14 protein-coding genes and 4 pseudogenes are annotated in these 17,376 nt (G+C 36.9%); 11 read left to right on the forward strand and 7 right to left on the reverse strand.

The window, feature by feature from the left end:
- Positions 1–53 precede the first annotated feature (53 nt).
- The 3 genes and pseudogenes from PHF18_RS03730 to PHF18_RS03740 form a co-directional block, all read left to right on the forward strand.
- Positions 54–839: a PIG-L deacetylase family protein gene (locus tag PHF18_RS03730; RefSeq protein WP_300098507.1), complete on the forward strand. Its 786-nt coding sequence runs from the start codon at positions 54–56 to the stop codon at positions 837–839.
- 291 nt (positions 840–1,130) lie between these two features.
- Positions 1,131–1,937: an FkbM family methyltransferase gene (locus PHF18_RS03735; RefSeq protein ID WP_300098510.1), complete on the forward strand. Its 807-nt coding sequence runs from the start codon at positions 1,131–1,133 to the stop codon at positions 1,935–1,937.
- Between the two features lie 258 nt (positions 1,938–2,195).
- Positions 2,196–2,788 (forward strand): annotated as a pseudogene (locus PHF18_RS03740) (IS5 family transposase); the annotation flags it as partial.
- 56 nt (positions 2,789–2,844) lie between these two features.
- Here the strand turns inward: PHF18_RS03740 and PHF18_RS03745 are convergent.
- The 3 genes and pseudogenes from PHF18_RS03745 to PHF18_RS03755 form a co-directional block, all read right to left on the reverse strand.
- Positions 2,845–3,477, reverse strand: coding sequence for a DapH/DapD/GlmU-related protein (locus PHF18_RS03745; protein WP_300098513.1), 633 nt, complete (start codon positions 3,475–3,477; stop codon positions 2,845–2,847).
- Positions 3,478–4,114: 637 nt separating this feature from the next.
- Positions 4,115–5,035 (reverse strand): hypothetical protein, encoded by a 921-nt coding sequence (locus PHF18_RS03750; protein WP_300098516.1) that lies wholly within the window; start codon positions 5,033–5,035, stop codon positions 4,115–4,117.
- 188 nt (positions 5,036–5,223) lie between these two features.
- Positions 5,224–5,476, reverse strand: a pseudogene (locus tag PHF18_RS03755) (transposase); the annotation flags it as partial.
- A gap of 109 nt (positions 5,477–5,585) precedes the next feature.
- Between PHF18_RS03755 and PHF18_RS03760 the strand changes: the two are divergent.
- The gene (locus tag PHF18_RS03760; RefSeq protein WP_300098780.1) at positions 5,586–5,771 is read left to right on the forward strand and encodes a hypothetical protein; all 186 of its coding nucleotides are present in this window, start codon (positions 5,586–5,588) and stop codon (positions 5,769–5,771) included.
- A 131-nt stretch (positions 5,772–5,902) separates the two neighbouring features.
- Here the strand turns inward: PHF18_RS03760 and PHF18_RS03765 are convergent, their stop codons facing one another.
- On the reverse strand, positions 5,903–6,844 hold the full coding sequence (locus tag PHF18_RS03765; protein WP_300098519.1) for a glycosyltransferase 4 family protein: 942 nt from the start codon (positions 6,842–6,844) through the stop codon (positions 5,903–5,905).
- A gap of 438 nt (positions 6,845–7,282) precedes the next feature.
- On the opposite strand from PHF18_RS03765, the gene PHF18_RS03770 reads away from it, so the two are divergent.
- Both PHF18_RS03770 and PHF18_RS03775 read left to right on the forward strand, forming a co-directional pair.
- On the forward strand, positions 7,283–7,798 hold the full coding sequence (locus PHF18_RS03770) for a VanZ family protein (RefSeq protein ID WP_300098522.1): 516 nt from the start codon (positions 7,283–7,285) through the stop codon (positions 7,796–7,798).
- Between the two features lie 760 nt (positions 7,799–8,558).
- Positions 8,559–9,089 (forward strand): PEF-CTERM sorting domain-containing protein, encoded by a 531-nt coding sequence (locus PHF18_RS03775; protein WP_300098525.1) that lies wholly within the window; start codon positions 8,559–8,561, stop codon positions 9,087–9,089.
- Positions 9,090–9,150: 61 nt separating this feature from the next.
- On the opposite strand, the gene PHF18_RS03780 is transcribed toward PHF18_RS03775, so the two are convergent.
- Entirely contained in the window at positions 9,151–9,273 is a 123-nt protein-coding gene (locus PHF18_RS03780; protein ID WP_300098527.1) for a hypothetical protein, read from the reverse strand.
- A gap of 50 nt (positions 9,274–9,323) precedes the next feature.
- Entirely contained in the window at positions 9,324–9,635 is a 312-nt protein-coding gene (locus PHF18_RS03785) for a hypothetical protein (protein WP_300098530.1), read from the reverse strand.
- Positions 9,636–10,253: 618 nt separating this feature from the next.
- Here PHF18_RS03785 and PHF18_RS03790 point away from each other — a divergent pair.
- The 4 genes and pseudogenes from PHF18_RS03790 to PHF18_RS03805 all read left to right on the forward strand — a co-directional run.
- A pseudogene (locus tag PHF18_RS03790) lies at positions 10,254–10,748 on the forward strand (helicase-related protein); the annotation flags it as partial.
- A gap of 574 nt (positions 10,749–11,322) precedes the next feature.
- Complete coding sequence (locus PHF18_RS03795; RefSeq protein WP_300098533.1) at positions 11,323–11,967, forward strand: PEF-CTERM sorting domain-containing protein; 645 nt, start codon at positions 11,323–11,325, stop codon at positions 11,965–11,967.
- 290 nt (positions 11,968–12,257) lie between these two features.
- Positions 12,258–12,958 (forward strand): annotated as a pseudogene (locus PHF18_RS03800) (helicase-related protein); the annotation flags it as partial.
- Between the two features lie 428 nt (positions 12,959–13,386).
- Positions 13,387–13,944, forward strand: a complete 558-nt coding sequence (locus tag PHF18_RS03805) for a PEF-CTERM sorting domain-containing protein (protein ID WP_300098536.1) — start codon at positions 13,387–13,389, stop codon at positions 13,942–13,944.
- Between the two features lie 487 nt (positions 13,945–14,431).
- Here the strand turns inward: PHF18_RS03805 and PHF18_RS03810 are convergent, their stop codons facing one another.
- Complete coding sequence (locus PHF18_RS03810) at positions 14,432–15,736, reverse strand: IS4 family transposase (protein WP_300098538.1); 1,305 nt, start codon at positions 15,734–15,736, stop codon at positions 14,432–14,434.
- An 842-nt stretch (positions 15,737–16,578) separates the two neighbouring features.
- On the opposite strand from PHF18_RS03810, the gene PHF18_RS03815 reads away from it, so the two are divergent.
- Entirely contained in the window at positions 16,579–17,127 is a 549-nt protein-coding gene (locus PHF18_RS03815) for an undecaprenyl-diphosphatase (RefSeq protein ID WP_300098541.1), read from the forward strand.
- Positions 17,128–17,376: the final 249 nt, after the last annotated feature.

The raw sequence follows: 17,376 nt of genomic DNA on the forward strand, positions 1-17,376 counted from the left end.
AAGATTAATGATGAGTAACAAATTTATAAACTCAAAATTTATCAGTGAAGATTATGGACGCTAACATCAAAACTATATTAATTTCCCCACATTCAGATGATATCGCATACTCACTTGGTGGGTCACTACTGAAAAATCATTTTGAAAAACCGGTGATTTCTGTAACTGTTTTTACAAAATCCAATTTTTCACCCCGTCTGAAATTAACTGATCCTGAAGAAATCACAAGAACACGATATTTAGAAGATATTGAATTTACAAAAAAAATAGGAATCGAATATAAAAGTTTTCAATTTCCAGAACCTCCATTAAGGGGAAGAACTTCACATAAAGAAATATCCAAGTCGGATCCATATTTAGATCCAATATATAATGAAGTTTATCTAAGTCTATCGGAACTTATTAAATCGTATCCTAACGCTTTAGTTGTATCTCCAATGTCACTCGGAGATAACATTGATCATAGAATTGTTTTTGAATCTTGTGTTTCAATATGTAAAGAAAATAATAGAAAAATCACTTTTTATGAAGATGTGCCATATGTGTCTTTATTGACATTAAAACAAGTGAAAAATAAAGCATTTGAAATAAATGCTAATCTAAAACCAAGCAAAATTGATATAACTTCAACATTTTATGAAAAATTGAAAAATTTAAAATTATACAAAACCCAAATCGGTAGAAAAGTACCAAAGGGGGTTTTAACACATGCAGCGCGGCTTGGTATTAAAAATGAGAACTTCATCGAATTTGTTTGGAAAAATAAATTATTAAAATATTTCATTTACTATTACTTATATATTGGAAATAAATCGAAATATGAGAGAATCTGGAGATAAAAAAGGAATTCGCAAGTATAATCTCTTATATAAGTTGGAATTTTTGGTTCAAACTGAATTTTGATGCACAAATATATCCCAAAAAAATAAATATCGATATGTACAACCAAATTTAGACCATCATTAATTACAAGGTTTACACGATTGAACTCCGAAAAAAGTAGCATAAAGCAGCAGACTATAAATATATGCCATTTTTAACAAACTCCGATGTACTTTATTTTGGTTCTCAAGTGTAGATTATCTAATATTTGTATGTAAATGGATTAAATAAGGTAAAGAGGGAGATCAATGACTGTAAAAAACCATCTGAGAAAAATCAGGAGTTATTTTTTTACATATTTTCCAGAAGGACAATTAAAAAATTGGTTTTATTGCGCATACAACAATAACTTAAAAGAAAACAATTTCAGAGTTATATACAAAAGAGAATATTTCATAGTACAATTAGATGACTCCACCTCAATAAAATTAAAAGATTATAGAGGGATAGATTTTTTCAGGGGACTATTAAAAGGTTATTTAAAAAATTACACTCTTTCGAATGGTGATATAGTTATAGATGGAGGAGCTTACTTAGGAGAGTTCACACTATATGCGTCTCAAAAGGTAGGAAAAGAAGGAAAAGTAATCGCTTTTGAGCCTGATCGTTTGAATTTTGAAAAATTAAAAGAAAATATCGAGCTAAATAAACTGAATAACGTAATTGCTATAAATAAAGGCTTATGGGATGAAAATACAATTTTGAAGTTTTACCAAAGCTCGACAGATGGATCATCTTTTAATCCAGATGACAGTTCAGAGAATAAGAATTTGTTTATAGAAATTCCAGTAGTGAAACTAGATTCAGAAATTGATAGATTAGGTCTCAAAAGAGTTAATTTTATAAAAATGGATATTGAAGGCGCAGAAGTTAAAGCTATAAAAGGATGTGAAAACATTTTGAAAAACACATCTGTGAACCTTGCAATCGCATCATATCATATAGTAGATGGCTCCCAAACTTATGCCGATGTCGAAAAACTACTCAAAAGTTATGGTTATGAATGCCAAACCTCATTTCCGTCTCATTTAACCACTTATGCATCCAAAAGATGAAAATGCAGTATATTCTGCGGAAAAAATATTGACGAATTTGATTTAGAGTTATTGATTTTGATTAACAACAATCTTAAATTATGTAATTATTGTTTATCTTATACTGCTATCAATTATGAATATGCTTTGCTTGTAGTTTTTTGGAATTGTTTTTATTCACAAAGGGAATATTATGACCCGTATCTAGGAAATTGACATTATGAGGTCAATGGCAATTATTCTCATTATTTTTGCGCATATGGACAGTTTTACCCTAACTTCCGCCTTTGGAGGCTTAAAGGAATTGGGGAACATATCAATACTGTACTGAGAACGGAACTAAGAATTGCGTATGGAAGAGAACCAGAGTCAAGTGCAGCGATTTTAGATAGCCAGTCAGTTAAAACCACAGAAACACCAGGAATACGCGGTTATGATGCTGGGAAGAAAGTAAAAGGGGGAAAGCGCCACATTCTGGTAGATACAGTAGGGCTACTGTTAATAGTTGTAGTTCATGCAACAAATATTCAGGATCGAGATGGGGCCAAACTTGTTCTGGAACAAGTTAAGGGTACATTTTCTCGATTGCAGCTTATCTGGGCTGATGCTGGTTATTCGGGTAAACTGGTTGATTGGGTCAATGTAATGTGTGGATGGGTATTGGAAATCGTTAAGCGTAGCGACGATGTCAAAGGCTTTAAACTACTTCCTCACAGATGGATAGTAAAGCGTACATTTGCATGGCTGGGCCGATATCAACGTTTGAGTAAAGATACGAAGGATTGACAGAATCATGTCAAGCGTTGGCATATGCTGCTATGATACACATAATGATTAGACTACTGGGTCGTATCAAAACGTTAAGCGAATGAGATAAATGAATATTCAGACAGCCTCTTAGAGCGTGAGTCCTATAGTAATGTAATCATTATCGTCTTAAAAAACTCATTTTTCTTAATTCCCTGATTTCTTTTGCTCGATCACCTGCTACAAGTGTATTAGGTCTTATATCTGTAGCTACGACAGACCCTGCAGCTATAACAGATCCTGCACCAATTGTCACCCCACCTAATATAGTTACATTTGCCCCAATCCAACATCCATCTTCAATAATTATTTTCTTATATTTTGCTTTTCCAGCTCTTTCTTTTTCATTTCCTAATTCGTGAGTGTCGCTAATAAATAGTGTATTTGGTCCTATACCAACATTATTACCAATAATAGTTTGTGACCTTACCTCAACATCATGATTCATGTCTACATTATCTCCAATTTCTAATGGGCCGATGAACTTACAAGAATTATTAATACAAACGCTTTTCCCGAAAACATACTTTCGAGTTAGCAATTCTAAGAAGTAGACATCTTTCCCAATATAGGGAACTGACGCACATTCTATAAAAGGTGATAATATAAGTCCTCTCATCTTCCCAAATATGGTAAAAATTATTGAATCTGATGAATCTATAAATATTATTTTTGTCATTAATAAGATTATAGGAGTTATTATCCCATCAATTCCCTTCAATAGATGATTAATTATTTTTTTTCGCTCAACCATGTCTTTTGGTCCTATATTCCTGTATAAAATTTAGTTCTCCTTTGCTGCGGTAAATCGCGATTTTTAAAATCAAATTGCGTGCGGCCACCCCAACCTAAAAAGGCTGTCCTGCAATTACCTCCAGTAATACCATAATACCTTCGTTTTTTATTTAAAGGCTTTATATGCCTTATTTTTCACATGTTTTTGCCCTGAAAATGAATTGTCGGACAGCCTGTGAAGGACGCGGTATTCGTGACCCTCCGCACTCCCGTAGTAATAAAAGGTAGTCATTTTCCCCCAAATTAGATCAAATTCAAAGAAGAAAACCAAAAAATTGTAACATGGAACTCTATAAATCTCTGATTCCAGAATAACTGGCAAAGACCATTTCAGATTTGAGACATATGACTTTTAAGGACTTAAATTATTTTCCTCTGTTTGTGTGTTACCCTTTTCAAGAAGAAGCGTAGCGTCGTAGACTCTGTTATAAGTCGTAGTGTACTCAATATCGAATGCATCTTATATTCTTTGGAAGACGTGTGGTAAGCTGCAAAACTAAAATAACCCCTCGAGAGAGGGATTATTTTTTACGCCTGGACATCTAACTCCTTACAAAGCGTTTTATGATAAAGGATGGTCAAGCTTTGGAATAAAACTAATTATCACCGCGTCCTTCTATGACATCAATGATACGCTGGCCGATCAGTGGAGCTGCGGAAGCGGCAAAAGTGGGATTAGGGTGAGAATTCGAAGTTGATGCGGCATTTTCCGGCAAGAGGTATAGACCGCCTCCGGTTTCCAGGCCGTGGAAATCCCATACATAGATATTATCGCCGGGTTCATCCCAAGTTGTCTTGACCCAGTTCGCAAAGTCTCTTGCTCTTCCGGCTTCTTCGGCATTGGTAGTGCTTTCGACCAAAGCTGCACCGGTCCAAACGATGAAGCGTTTATTCGGAAACTCATGCATCTTCGCTTTCAGGGCGTTGTATTGCAGCTTATAATTCTCTTCGCTTTTGACACTTGAAGTTATATCCGGAGAACCGGTATCGGCAGCAACGCTGCTGACCGGGAAGCAGTGCTTCCAAACGATGACGTCATAATTCTGAGTCAGCATCTCCAAGGTCGGTTCTTTCATATAGGCAGAATCGCCGGCATGATTTACCCAGATGTTCCAATAATCATAAGGATAGTTATTCCATCCATAGGGGCGTGATTTCGGAAATTCCATTTGTGTTATACGGTAGTTTGTGTCGTGATTAGTGTTGTAATTTGCAATCGTAGTGTCTACCCCACCGCCCCAGATGACTCCGCCGGTGCTGTGATGGAGATAAATGACCTTTGCCGAACTCGACATCGGTTCGACATTTTCATTTTCCGCGGCTATAATATTGTTGTCTGTGCTAGTTACGTTCGTTGTTGTAGTCGCGTTATGTGCAGATGCTACTAACTGTGCATTTTCACTGGCGTTTGAATTATCCGTATCCGAGTTTGAACTACACCCCGATGCATAGATAAATAAAATGATAGTTAGCAATCCTATACATATAATTCCAGAAGTATTACTAGCAAGATTCATGATAATCTCCAGACTTTACTTATTATTCTTTTGTAAGATGACGTTACTACCGGAAAAGGTGAATTTACTTGCCGCTTTATTAAATTAATAATCATGTTTAATTATGAGCTGATCCTAAAACTCAGGCAGTGTGCTTAATTTTCTGTAAAATCTACTCACTACACCCCGATATAATGATGAATAAAATACTACTGTTCCATTACTATATATTGTTTCCTATGATCCAGTCTTCATTTATATCAACTAGTATTGAGACTACCAGTCTCAATACTAAGTCCTGGTTAGGAAATGCTCCCACTACCTTGCTTCTCCTTTTGAGTTCCTTGTTGGTTCTCTTCATCATATTTGTTGTCCTTATTTTTTTCCAGTGATTTTCTGAAAATTGCATATAATTCATTACATGATACTGAAAACTTTTATTGTGTCAGCTGCGCTTTTATACCCCAGACTCGAAATAAAAATAAAAAGGTCTGAAGGTTTCTTTAGTCTCTTTATTGTAAAGTTGTGGCCGTTTCGAGAAAAGATACTTTTAAAGAGTCTGTGACACCAGGTGGAGGATCTGACTCCACAGACGTCTGCAGGAATGGCAAGAGCTCTGCTGTGTGCGTGCGTTGCTAAAGTGGAACCGACAAAAGAAATCCTGACATCAGGACCAGCCGGTGAAGAAAACTCTGAAGCAGTCCTTCCTTCTGAAAAAGAAACAGAAACAGAAACCATCCAGGGTGAAGAGGATTAGGAAGACCGGAATTATCAGGCACCAGCATCGGGCATATATGAAGCCGGGATATTATTCCTGGCTGCTCTGATGCTCTTCAAAATAAATCGAGAGTGAGATGACTTATTCTCACCCTTCCTATTTTTAATTAGTTACAACCTTCCCGGAAGTAAAATCCCCATAATACAAAAAACTGAAGTCACCAGAAACATCGCATAGGTTGCCTGCTTTTCATTTAACCTGTAGCGGTAAGGCAGGACCCATTTAAGAGTAAGAGGATTGGGTACCTCCAGAGTCCCATCTTCCCTTATTTTTCCAAACTTAACAGCAGGGTACTTCTTGATCTTCCAGTAGACGTACATTAAGAAATTGACTGTATGCGGGATGAGCATAATGAAGCCGCTTATGATGAAGCCCTGAATGACAATAATAGTCCCGATCGCTGCCCCGACCGTAAGCGACCCAACATTTCCCCAGAAGATTCTGGCAGGGTACTGCTCGTAGAGGTAAAACCCGATCGTAGCCCCTGTAATGGCAACAACGAATATTATATTCTCAACATCATTTATCAGGGCCGACTTTATAATCAGCGAGACCAGAACAATTATAGATAATCCTGAAGCAAGCCCGTTGTATCCGGAATGCATGTTAACAAGGTTTGATGCAACCAGCACATATGTAGGGACAATGAACTGCAGGTAGAGGATCCCGAGTTCCAGATCTCCAATGTTTGGGAGAGTAATCGCAGTGTGAGTCGCATACTGAATAAGTGGATAAGAGCAGTAATACATGATCAGCAGCTTGGAAGCTCGACCAATATTGATCATATCATCAAGGACGCCAAACAGCCCAAAAAGTGCAATGACGATCATTGCGACATAGTTTGTGGGTGTGAACTTGAAAAAGAGGGAGTTCATGGAAAGAGAAAGCATTGCGACCAGCAGAATTAAAGTCCCTCCACGGTCTGCTACCGTCGGCCGGCTCTTCTTGTAAACGTCCTTCGCGACAATCCCACTCTCGGTCAGCTTCCTGATAAAATAAGGCATGGAGGCTGCAGTTACTATTAGTGGAACAAGGAAATTGCTTGTAAGCATAATATTTTGAAAGAATGAAACTGAACTGAATATCATTTTTTACTGCCCCTCACCGTTACTATTATATGTATCACAAATGATTTCTGGCTCTGCAGACAGAACCGCGATAGCAGCTTTTTAGCCTATTCAAAAGCCTCGAGTAATCTAAGAAACGCTGTCACGGTTAAAATATACGAATATGGCGCTTCTTTGATCCCAGGTCCTGAGCAGATATTATTTACAGGAAGACCAGAGTCTAATAATTTATAGACTGTTCTTCTTTTATTTATTGTTTTCTACCACATGCCCCGTTTTTATAGGACAGTTTGTTTTTATTAGCTCTTGCGTTTAAGATAAAATAATAAAACGGGCATTTATCCACATACTATAATATATATTCCAAATGTTGGTCTACAAAAAGATTTAAATCCAGCATCTGTCATAAACCTTAAAGATAATATGCTAAAACTTGACAAATCCCGTTTTTTTATTTCAATTACCATCTTATACGCAATTATGGTTTTTTACTTATCAGTCAGTGCCGGCGTAGGAGATATCAAAGATCTTCTGAAAATGGGCCTGGGTTATCCGATTCAAAATATTCTCCTTGCCAATGACCTCTTTTCTGTAATGGATTTTTTGCTTGCCTCACTAAACGCGGTTCAGGATGCATCCATAGATCCGGGGCATGTAGGGATTTACTTTGGGCTCGGAATCTTACTGTATTTTGTGTTTTTAAGTTCAAAAAATCCGGCACTTGTAAGATATTCAGCAATCTACGCAGTATGCATCGGGGCTGCTTACGGAATCCTGAATGAAGTATTTCAGATGTTTCTCTCGTACCGTGTAGCAAGCATAGCAGATGCCTTCTCAAACCTTATAGGTCTCGTACTTGCACAAATTTTTGTAATTTTGTTTGCACTTACGCTAAAGGTAATTTTGAAAGTAAGAACAAAAGAATCGAATGCTCAGTAAAAGTTTAAGAATTAAAAGTTATGAAGCTAAAAAAGAGAGTTAAAGTTTGATAACTTGAAATCCATTATTTTGTCATCGGTTAACGAATTTTATGTACAACTTCGAATACCATATATAGCGATTTTCCAACATAATTAGTTGATATGTTGCATAAAAAATAACATTTTTTGACGTTTTGCACCTTACCCGAATCCAAATGAGAGCACATATAATGTTCTCATTAAGAGCTTTCCTTAGAATGGAATTACAAAGAATCAAAAGTGGAATATCTTGGTTTGAAAGTGATATGAAAATTAGAAGAGTTGCAGTGACAGCATATTTAAATGACCCTCTATACACATTAAATTAATTAATGTATAAATGAAAATGTTAAAAACGATATGTTACGGCTCAACTGCGTAATTCCTATTTTAAATTGAGTTATTTGAAAACGTTAATATACTTTCAATAAATATAGTTTTAGAGCTAGAAAACGCATGAATTAGCGACTGTGAAAAATAATAATTATTTTTACCAATATTTATATTTCTCTTTTTCGTTGGCACATTCATATGTCACAAATAGTTATCTTGTTTAATATATTTCTTCAGAACACCCTTATATATTCCTTAACCTGTGTATACTATGACAATATAAATTGTCTGGGTTGACAATATAAAGTGTCTAGTTTGAAAAACAAAAAATGCATAAAGATGTCAAAATTAAATACTTTCAGATAAATACGGAAAAAATCAAAATATCTGAAAAGTGGGGGTAGATTATGAAGAAAATATTTTTGCTATTAGTGAGCGGTTTATTGATCACTTGTATGGCTGGACCGGCAATGGCATCAGCTGATATTACGTTAGGTACACGGGAAGTACAAATAAACAATACTGACGCTGCAGTTCTTGAATTTAGTTTATTAGCGACTGCATCACCCAATTATAAAATGATATTAACGACGCCACCTGGAGTTAGTGGATACATACTTCCTGACAGCACAACAGGAAACCCTATTCCTTCATTTACTCCTTGGGTAACTGGGACAACAGGGGAAAAAATTTTTGAGATTGCCCCAGCACAAGCGTCTGTATCTCATAATGGAAAATTGTATCTTAAGGGAAACACAGCAGGAGAAGTGTCAATAAGTGTATATGAAGGTACAAGTTCAACCCCGGAAGCTACATGGAAATTGAAAACATATACCACCGTTGATACACAAATCCCAGAGTTCCCAACAGTCGCTCTTCCTGTAGCAGCAATACTTGGATTGGTTTTCATATTCAGGCATAAGAAAGACGAGCTGTGATTTTTCCACAACTCTTCTTTTCTTTAACCTTTTTTAAATTTTTTTTTATTTATTAAATAATTTATGTTGATTTCACTTTTGAAAACCCTATCGTTTTCCTTGAAACGTCGAATAAGTCAGAGGGATTACTTCCCTTTCTCTTAAGAACCGGACTTGCATCTTTCAATGCATCCGGCTCAAGCATTATATAACCCTTTATGTATCAGGCGACAGTTTTTTTTCCAAAATGGCATCTCAATTGCTGATTTTAAGTTGATTTTTACGTTGTTGGAAATAGTTTTGGTTAAGAAATGGGTTCATATCCAACTTTAGAGGTATATGACGTCTTATTTTTGTATGGGACAATAGCAACAGTTCATTTTTTTGAGTGCGGAAGTTCCAGCCAAGAAAATCAAAACCGTCATTAATGTGGGTAATCAAGGTTTTTTCATCAGAGAATTCAAGACCTCGTTCCTTAAGGAAATCAGTTATCAGAACCTTTATTTCTTTTGCAATATCCTCAGAAGCAGCAGTGATTATGAGGTGAGTAGCCCAGGGGAATTTCACCCCTGGGCCCTCTCAGCTCATCCGGCTCCCATTATCCAGCCCCTTAAGGCCTTATTTTGTCCATGGGTTCCTCCCTTGCTAACCAAGGTTGACCGTAGTTCAAAACTGGATAATACAATCCCTTCGCTCCATGCCCATTACAGGCACTTCATCACTACTACGAATTGTTCCGCCCCTGCAACATTGCATCGATACTTTAGTCCTTGCAGGTCCACTGCTTGGAGTTTTCTCTTAACATCAATGTGCAGGATCCCAAGTTCCATAGAGAAGCCTGTGCTAAGTTCACGCCAACTTTATGCCGGTCACCGTCTGGTCAGTAAACAGGGTATCTTCCAGACTCATCCCAGGTTACAGACTCACCCTGGTTTTGATGACATCTAAGGTGGTTTCGATACGTCAACACTGGTTCAGTTTCATTCAGCTCCCTATCACGTACCTGGCGAAGTCACAGCCTCGCCTTTTCCCATAATGCTCACCCGTGGCTTTTGACCAAAGCAGCTTATGGTGGTTTGAAATCACTTCCTGTAAAGCGAATTCGAGGGGTCTACCCTCATCTTCTCTATAGCATAACTATCCAATGTGACAATTTTGTTACAAGGTTCGCTTTCGTGGTGCACAATCATCCGTGAACTGTGCCTTGGCAAGTTTGATGTCCTTGTCGGGATCAACCTGCTCAGGGAAGGGCTTGACATCCCCGAAGTGGGCTTCATCGGTATACTGGACGCAGATAAGGAAGACTTCCTCAGGGACTCAAAGAGCCTCATCCAGATCATAGGCCGCGCAGCCCGGAACTCCAGTTCAACGGTTGTCCGTTACGCCGACAGGATGACCGATTCTATCAAAAAAGCTGTCAGCGAAACCAAACGCCGCCGCGCAATGCAGATCGCCTACAATAAAGAACACGGCATAATCCCGACAACCATCCGAAAACCCATACGAGAAAAAGTAGTGGACATCACAGATACAAAACACATCCCGAAGACCGATATCCCCAACGTAATCATTGAACTGGATACGGAGATGAGGGAAGATGCCGACAGGCTGGACTTCGAGCGCGTAATCCAACTAAGAGAAATCATAAAGAGACTGGAAAAAGAGATAAAAGCGGTGTGAAGGTAAGAGTAGCCTTAAAAGGTAATATTATTTTCCATCAGTTTTTCCTTTTTTAATAGCGATTCTCTTTTTATTGGCATACATTACACTATTAATCTATATTAGTCTTTTCATTTCTATGTTTGTCTGGCTTCTTTTTTTTCTAAAGTTTGTCCTTCCTGAAGCTCAGACTTTTTTAAGTTTGATCGAAACTTCAGGTCAAATACATTTTTTTTTCTGTCTTTATTTTTTTGGCAATTATATCGAACTTATTATAGTAACAAAATATTAATAATTTTCATAAGTTATTTTTTATTTAGATGTCATTTGATGCTGATTAATCTTATATTTAGGTCACATACTGTTTAAAGTAAATTTAACTAAATACGTTTATCTATTCATGGATCGATAGAAAAATATCGAATTGGTTTCTTAAGGGGGTTTTACGGGTGAAATTAAATTTTACATAGAAGATATAATAAATTTGTATAAATTTGATCGAATTGTCAAGCTCAATTGGATCAAAAAAGAGTGGAAATATAATCGACTTACCAGAACGTTGAGCGAAAAATCTGGAAAGTAGGGGTAGTAAGATATGAAGAAAATACTATACGCTTTAATGATTGTTGCGTGCCTATTAACATTAGGAGTAGGAAACGCAATGGCATACGATACTATAGACGAACTTTTAAGTGATGTCTATGGACCATATACATATAAAGAAGTAAGTCAAAATTCGTTATTCGACTATGCTCCAAATAATCCTCACACTATGAACATAAAATATACTAGACCATATGTAACAGCAGAAGACATGTATACTCTTGGTATATATAATCCTACAGGTTTAGTAAAAACTCCATATTTTGGCGTTGGTACTGATACTGATTTAGATTTTAACACTGAACATAGAATAGATTCCCTATATACTTTTGGATTATATATTGACTATTATAATGGTTCATCTACAACCTTCTACTCTTGCGCAATTAACAATAATGATGGAAAACATGCAAAAATTTATCAAATATTGAATAGTGCTGGTAATCCAGTTGATGGTAAGTACGTGGTGGCATTTGATGATGGAGATGAAACGCATGTTTTGAATGATTTTATGGACGTAGTCATAGAAATTCATCCAGTTACTGCAAGAGAAATTCCCGAGTTCCCTACAGTCGCCCTGCCTTTTGCAGCAATACTGGGTTTAATGTTCGTTTTCGGCCGCAAAAAAGAGGAATAAATCAACAGAGTTTTAAGGCGTAAAAAACCCTTAAAACTTAAATTTTTCCTTTTTTTCACTTTTTTTGGAAATTCACTCTATCCTGATTATTATTCCCCATCATTGTCAGAGTCCTCATCTTCATACTCTTCTCTTTCGTCTCTTTCTGAGTATCCTGTTTCCTCTATCTTTCTTGCTTCTTCTCTTTGCTTTTCTGCTTCCATGAGCTCTCTTTCTGTTTCAGCTATCCTTTCCGTTTCTTGTGACTTTTTTGCACTATACTTTATAGGCAAACATAGCTATCCGGCTTCGTTGACCCTGAGGTTGAGATACGGCCCCTTGAGGGCCAGGTCAGGGACGTCATGCAGGAGACCGGAAAATAGTGGATAGGGGAGACTGCGCCCTTGTGACCACCCTGACCAAAAAGCTCGTAGAAGAACTGACCAATTACCTTGCCATAAACGGGATCAAAGTCCGCTACCTGCACTCCGATATCAAAACAATCGAAAGGACATAAATCATCCGCGAACTGTGCCTTGGCAAGTTTGATGTCCTTGTAGGGATCAACCTGCTCAGGGAAGGGCTTGACATCCCCGAAGTGGGCTTCATCGGTATCCTGGACGCAGATAAGGAAGGCTTCCTCAGGGACTCAAAGAGCCTCATTCAGATCATAGGTCGCGCAGCCCGGAACTCCAGTTCAACGGTTGTCCTTTATGCTGACAGGATGACCGATTCAATCAAAAAAGCTGTCAGCGAAACCGAACGCCGCCGCACAATGCAGGTCGCTTACAACGAAGAACATGGCATAGTTCCGACAACCATCCGAAAACCCATCCGAGAAAAAGTAGTGGACATTACCGACACAAAACACATCCCGAAGATCGATATCCCCAACGTAATCATCGAACTGGATACGGAGATGAGGGAAGCTGCCGACAGGCTGGACTTCGAGCGCGCAATCCAACTAAGAGAGATCATAAAGAGACTAGAAAAAGAGATAAAAACTGTGTGAAGGTGAGAGTAGCCTTAAAAGGTAATAATTTTTCCATCCGTTTTTCGTTTTTTAATTAATATTTACTTCCCATGGCCTTACCTTAATATATTCATCTATATTAGTCTTTTCATTGCTAGACTTGTCTAGTTTCTTTTTTTTCTAAAGTCGATCCTTCCCGAAGCTCAGACATTTTTAAGTTTTATGGAAACTTCAGGTCAAATACATTTTTTTTTCTGTCTTTATTTTTTTAGCAATTATATCGAACTTATTATAATAACAAAATATTAATAATTTTTATAAGTTATTTTTTATTTAGATGTCATTTGATTCTGATTCCTTTTATATTTATACCGTATACTGTTTAAATAATATTTGACTAAATAAGTTTATCTCCTTATAGATTGATTGAAAAATATCGAATTAGTTTCTAAAGGGAGGTTTGATGGGTGAAGTTAAAATATATTATTGGAGTTCTTGCACTCTTACTAATTATGGTTGGCACGGCAAGTGCAGGAGAAGTAACCATAACCTTTGATGAAGGTCTTGTAGACCCTGGTGAGGATATAGGTAACACCTATTCGGATATGGGAGTAACATTTTCTGCCGGAGCAAAAATTGTTGATACAGAGTGGGGATCAGGAACGGACTACGGATTCTGGAATCCAGATAATCAGATTACTATAATTGATTTCTCACCTGTTGTAAAATCGGTTTCAATAGAGTTTGAGGACGCATTTGTGGGTAATATGGATGCAATTCTGGTAAATGGAGAATTGCTTTCTACATCTAAATTCAACGTGTTCTGGACAGACAGAAATCTGAAAATTGTAAGCAATGAAGATTACATAAAAAGCGTTCAATTATCAGATGGTTCAACATGTGTAAATTGGATAAAATACGATAACCTGATTTATGATCAAATTCCCGAATTCCCCACAATAGCCGCGCCTGTTGCAGCAATAGTGGGTTTAATGTTCGTTTTCGGCCGCAGAAAACAGGAATAAATCAACAGAGTTTTAAGGCGTGAAAAACCCTTAAAACTTAAACTTTTCCTTTTTTTCACTTTTTTTGGGAATTTGTTCGATCCTGACCTTCATTCTCCATCAGCATCAGAGTCATCGTCTTCGTATTCTTCTCTTTCGTCTCTTTCTGAGTATCCTGTTTCCTCTATCTTTCTTTCTTCTTCTCTCTGCTTTTCTGCTTCCATGAGCTCTCTTTCGGTTTCAGCTATCCTTTCCGTTTCTTGTGACTTTTTTGCACTATACTTTATAGGCAAACATAGCTATCCGGCCTCGTTGACCCTGAGGTTGAGATACGCCTCCTCGAGGGACAGGTCAGGGACGTCATGCAGGAGATCCGGTAAATAGTGGATAGAGGAGACTGTGCCCTTGTGACCACCTTGACCAAAAAAAGAATTAGAGTTTTATTCATTGGTCATCGGTTAAGAACTTATTTCCATCTACCAATAGTGTTTTTCAATTCACCTTTTCATTAAAACCATTCTTCTCTGAACCTTTCTCTGTTTACATGCGGATCCAATGCTTGACTTTCATATACACTCATTATCGTTTCAAAAGTTCTTTGAATTCCACATCTATTCAAAATGACTGTCAACAAATCTGATGCATTCTCTGCAAATATTGTGCTCCAACGTAACTGCGTATATTGAGCCATTTTTTCAGGATGCGCTGTCGAGTTTCTGACAAGAGAATAAATTCTTCTGCTAACGATTAGTGTCAACATTGCTGTCCATATTAGAGCCTCAATTACCTGCACATTCTTTGTTTCAAGAACGTCAAGAGCGTATTTGCTTTTCAACTCCTTAAACAGCAGTTCTATGTCCCATCTTGCTCCATATAATTTTGCAATGTCTTTTGCATTCAAAACATCTTTCTGAATATTTATGATATATATATGATGCTTTTCATCCTCATCATTATATACCGCAACAAGACGTACAAGCAGCTCATCCCGCTTTTGTTTGCCTTTATATGCTCTTCTTTTGAATGCTATTTTTACAACTGCATCAATATCTTTTCCAGAGAGTTGTTTAATACACTCACTAACAGGTTTTTCCGTGAACTCTTTGCTTTTTGTCTTAGAAAGTCCTTCTTCAACAGAAACAAGAATCGGATCCATATTCTTCCTTATTCTTGAAACAAAATATCCTCCGTTTTCCTCAACTCTTGCAAACATTTGAGTTTTGTAAAATCCAAGATCAACAAGAAGGATACGGTCTTTGATCCATGGACCGATTTTCAATGTTTTGATCTCAGCTGTTTTTTCAGAGTACAGAGCAACTGTTTTAGGTCCATTAGCAACTGCACTTACCATAACTCCCACTTTTACCCCAGCAGCTACTGTTCTTGCTCTTGCTGCTGGAAACTTGTCTGCTAAAGATGAGTGAAGACGAACAATTGTACGGTCTTGAATGAGAACATCCTGAAAGTTTTCGAGTTTTTTGCTAAGTTTTCTACCAGGTTCTTTTGCAAGCTCTTCTATGCCGTGAATGACACACTGATGAAGAAACTCAACAAGTTCTGGAGTGAATCTATAGTACCAGCTGCTGTCGCTTAGGGTCTTATGTGATTCTTTTTCATATTCTCTTTTTAAACTGGCAAGTGTACGCTGCAAGCGTACACCAAAACCAAGAGTTAAAACCCAAAAGATGATGACAGGGTCAATTTTACGCTCACGTACTATGAGACCAGTTTCTTTGGCAGTTTGCCTTAACCACTCTTCGGGAAACATTTCCCAAAGAGAGTCCTCAAGAGTAGGTGGGGGATGAGGAGACATAAATGCACTAATATTTAGATTATTATTATAAAAACACATACGAGAGTGATTCCCTAACGCTTAACCGATGACGTATGAAAAAAGATATTGTGCTGAAAATATTTAATTATTTGTTAACCTGCCGAAAATAAGTAATGAAGCCGTAGTCTACGTAAATGTCAACCTGGATGAGGGATATAACGCATAAAAACAAAAAATTTAAAGTCGAAATCATTAAAGTAGAAAAGTAAGCAGAGTATAAATGGAACCGAAAAGATACAGGAGATAAAAGTTCAAAAGATGCAGTGGTCTTTTAACTAAAAAAACCTTTCCTGAATCTTTTATTCTTTGCCCGAAACTGCTCTCATTTTCCTGCTTTTGGGCAAATTCACTATTTTCTTCTTTTTCTTACAATAGTTCCGGACTCATTGTTTCAACAAGAATTATACCGACAATAGTTCCGGACACATTGTTTCAACAGGAATTATACCGTCCAGACAGACAGAGCTTTCTATACGTATCTGGCCAGTTATTCTTATTTAAGGGATCGGGTTATCCCCGATTATGAAATGGTTTCAAACGATTAATTGGGGATTATCTGGTATCTTCTCAAAATTTGAGGAGATTATAATCTCATGAAAAATATAATAGTTGCTCTATTTTACCTTTAATACTAATGTGCTTAATGCACTATCAAATAAGAACACGCTATACCACTCATCCCAATAAAAAAATCAAATATGTAGATAGACAACCAAAAGTCAATTAAATGGTATAAAACAATGTAAGTTAAGTTCGTATGCTTAAAAGTGAGCTTTATGATAACAGACCCGAATCTTACATTATTTCATATCATCAATGATATGGCTGGAAAGAACTCTGTTCTTGATACTACAATGATATTTGCAGCAAAGTATCTTATTTATATTTTTTGTGTTTATCTTGCATATACATGGTTTGCAAAAAATGAGTATCGACAGGAGGTACTGTTTGCTGGATATGCAGCTCTTCTTGGCCTGGGAATGAATTTCATCATTACTCTATTCTATTTTCATCCTAGACCCTTTATGATACCCACCGGGACACTTCTTATCGCACATGTTGCCGAGTCTTCTTTCCCATCTGACCATGCTACTATAATGATTTCTATTTCACTGATGCTCCTGGCATTTAAAGATTTGAGGCGCAGTGGTGCGATATTTTTCATACTTGCGTTTATTAGCGGGCTTGCGAGAGTTTATTCCGGGCTGCATTTCCCTATGGATATGGCAGGTTCCCTGCTTATTGCTTTATTTTCGATCAGTATATTACTGGCCCTGAAAAAATATCTGATACCCATTAATCGAATATTGATTACCTATTTCGAGAATATTGAGAAGAAGCTCACAAAAGGTAATTTGAAAACATCGTAATAATTTTCAAATAAGCTCCTTTTCATAAAATACTATTTATCAGTACTTTATTCGTTTTCGGGATTTTTGGTTTTAGGTCAATCATGATAAAATGAATGCAGTGTTAATGAAATTCTTTTCTGGTTTAACGGAAATGCCTTCTAATTGCATAAATATTCGATACACATCACATACTTTTTTAAATGATGGGGAACTAATTTGCGGATGTATACTTTTTAAATGAAAGGTTTCCGGAAGTATCAAAAAATG

Source organism: Methanosarcina sp. (assembly GCF_028693135.1).
Taxonomy (GTDB): domain Archaea; phylum Halobacteriota; class Methanosarcinia; order Methanosarcinales; family Methanosarcinaceae; genus Methanosarcina.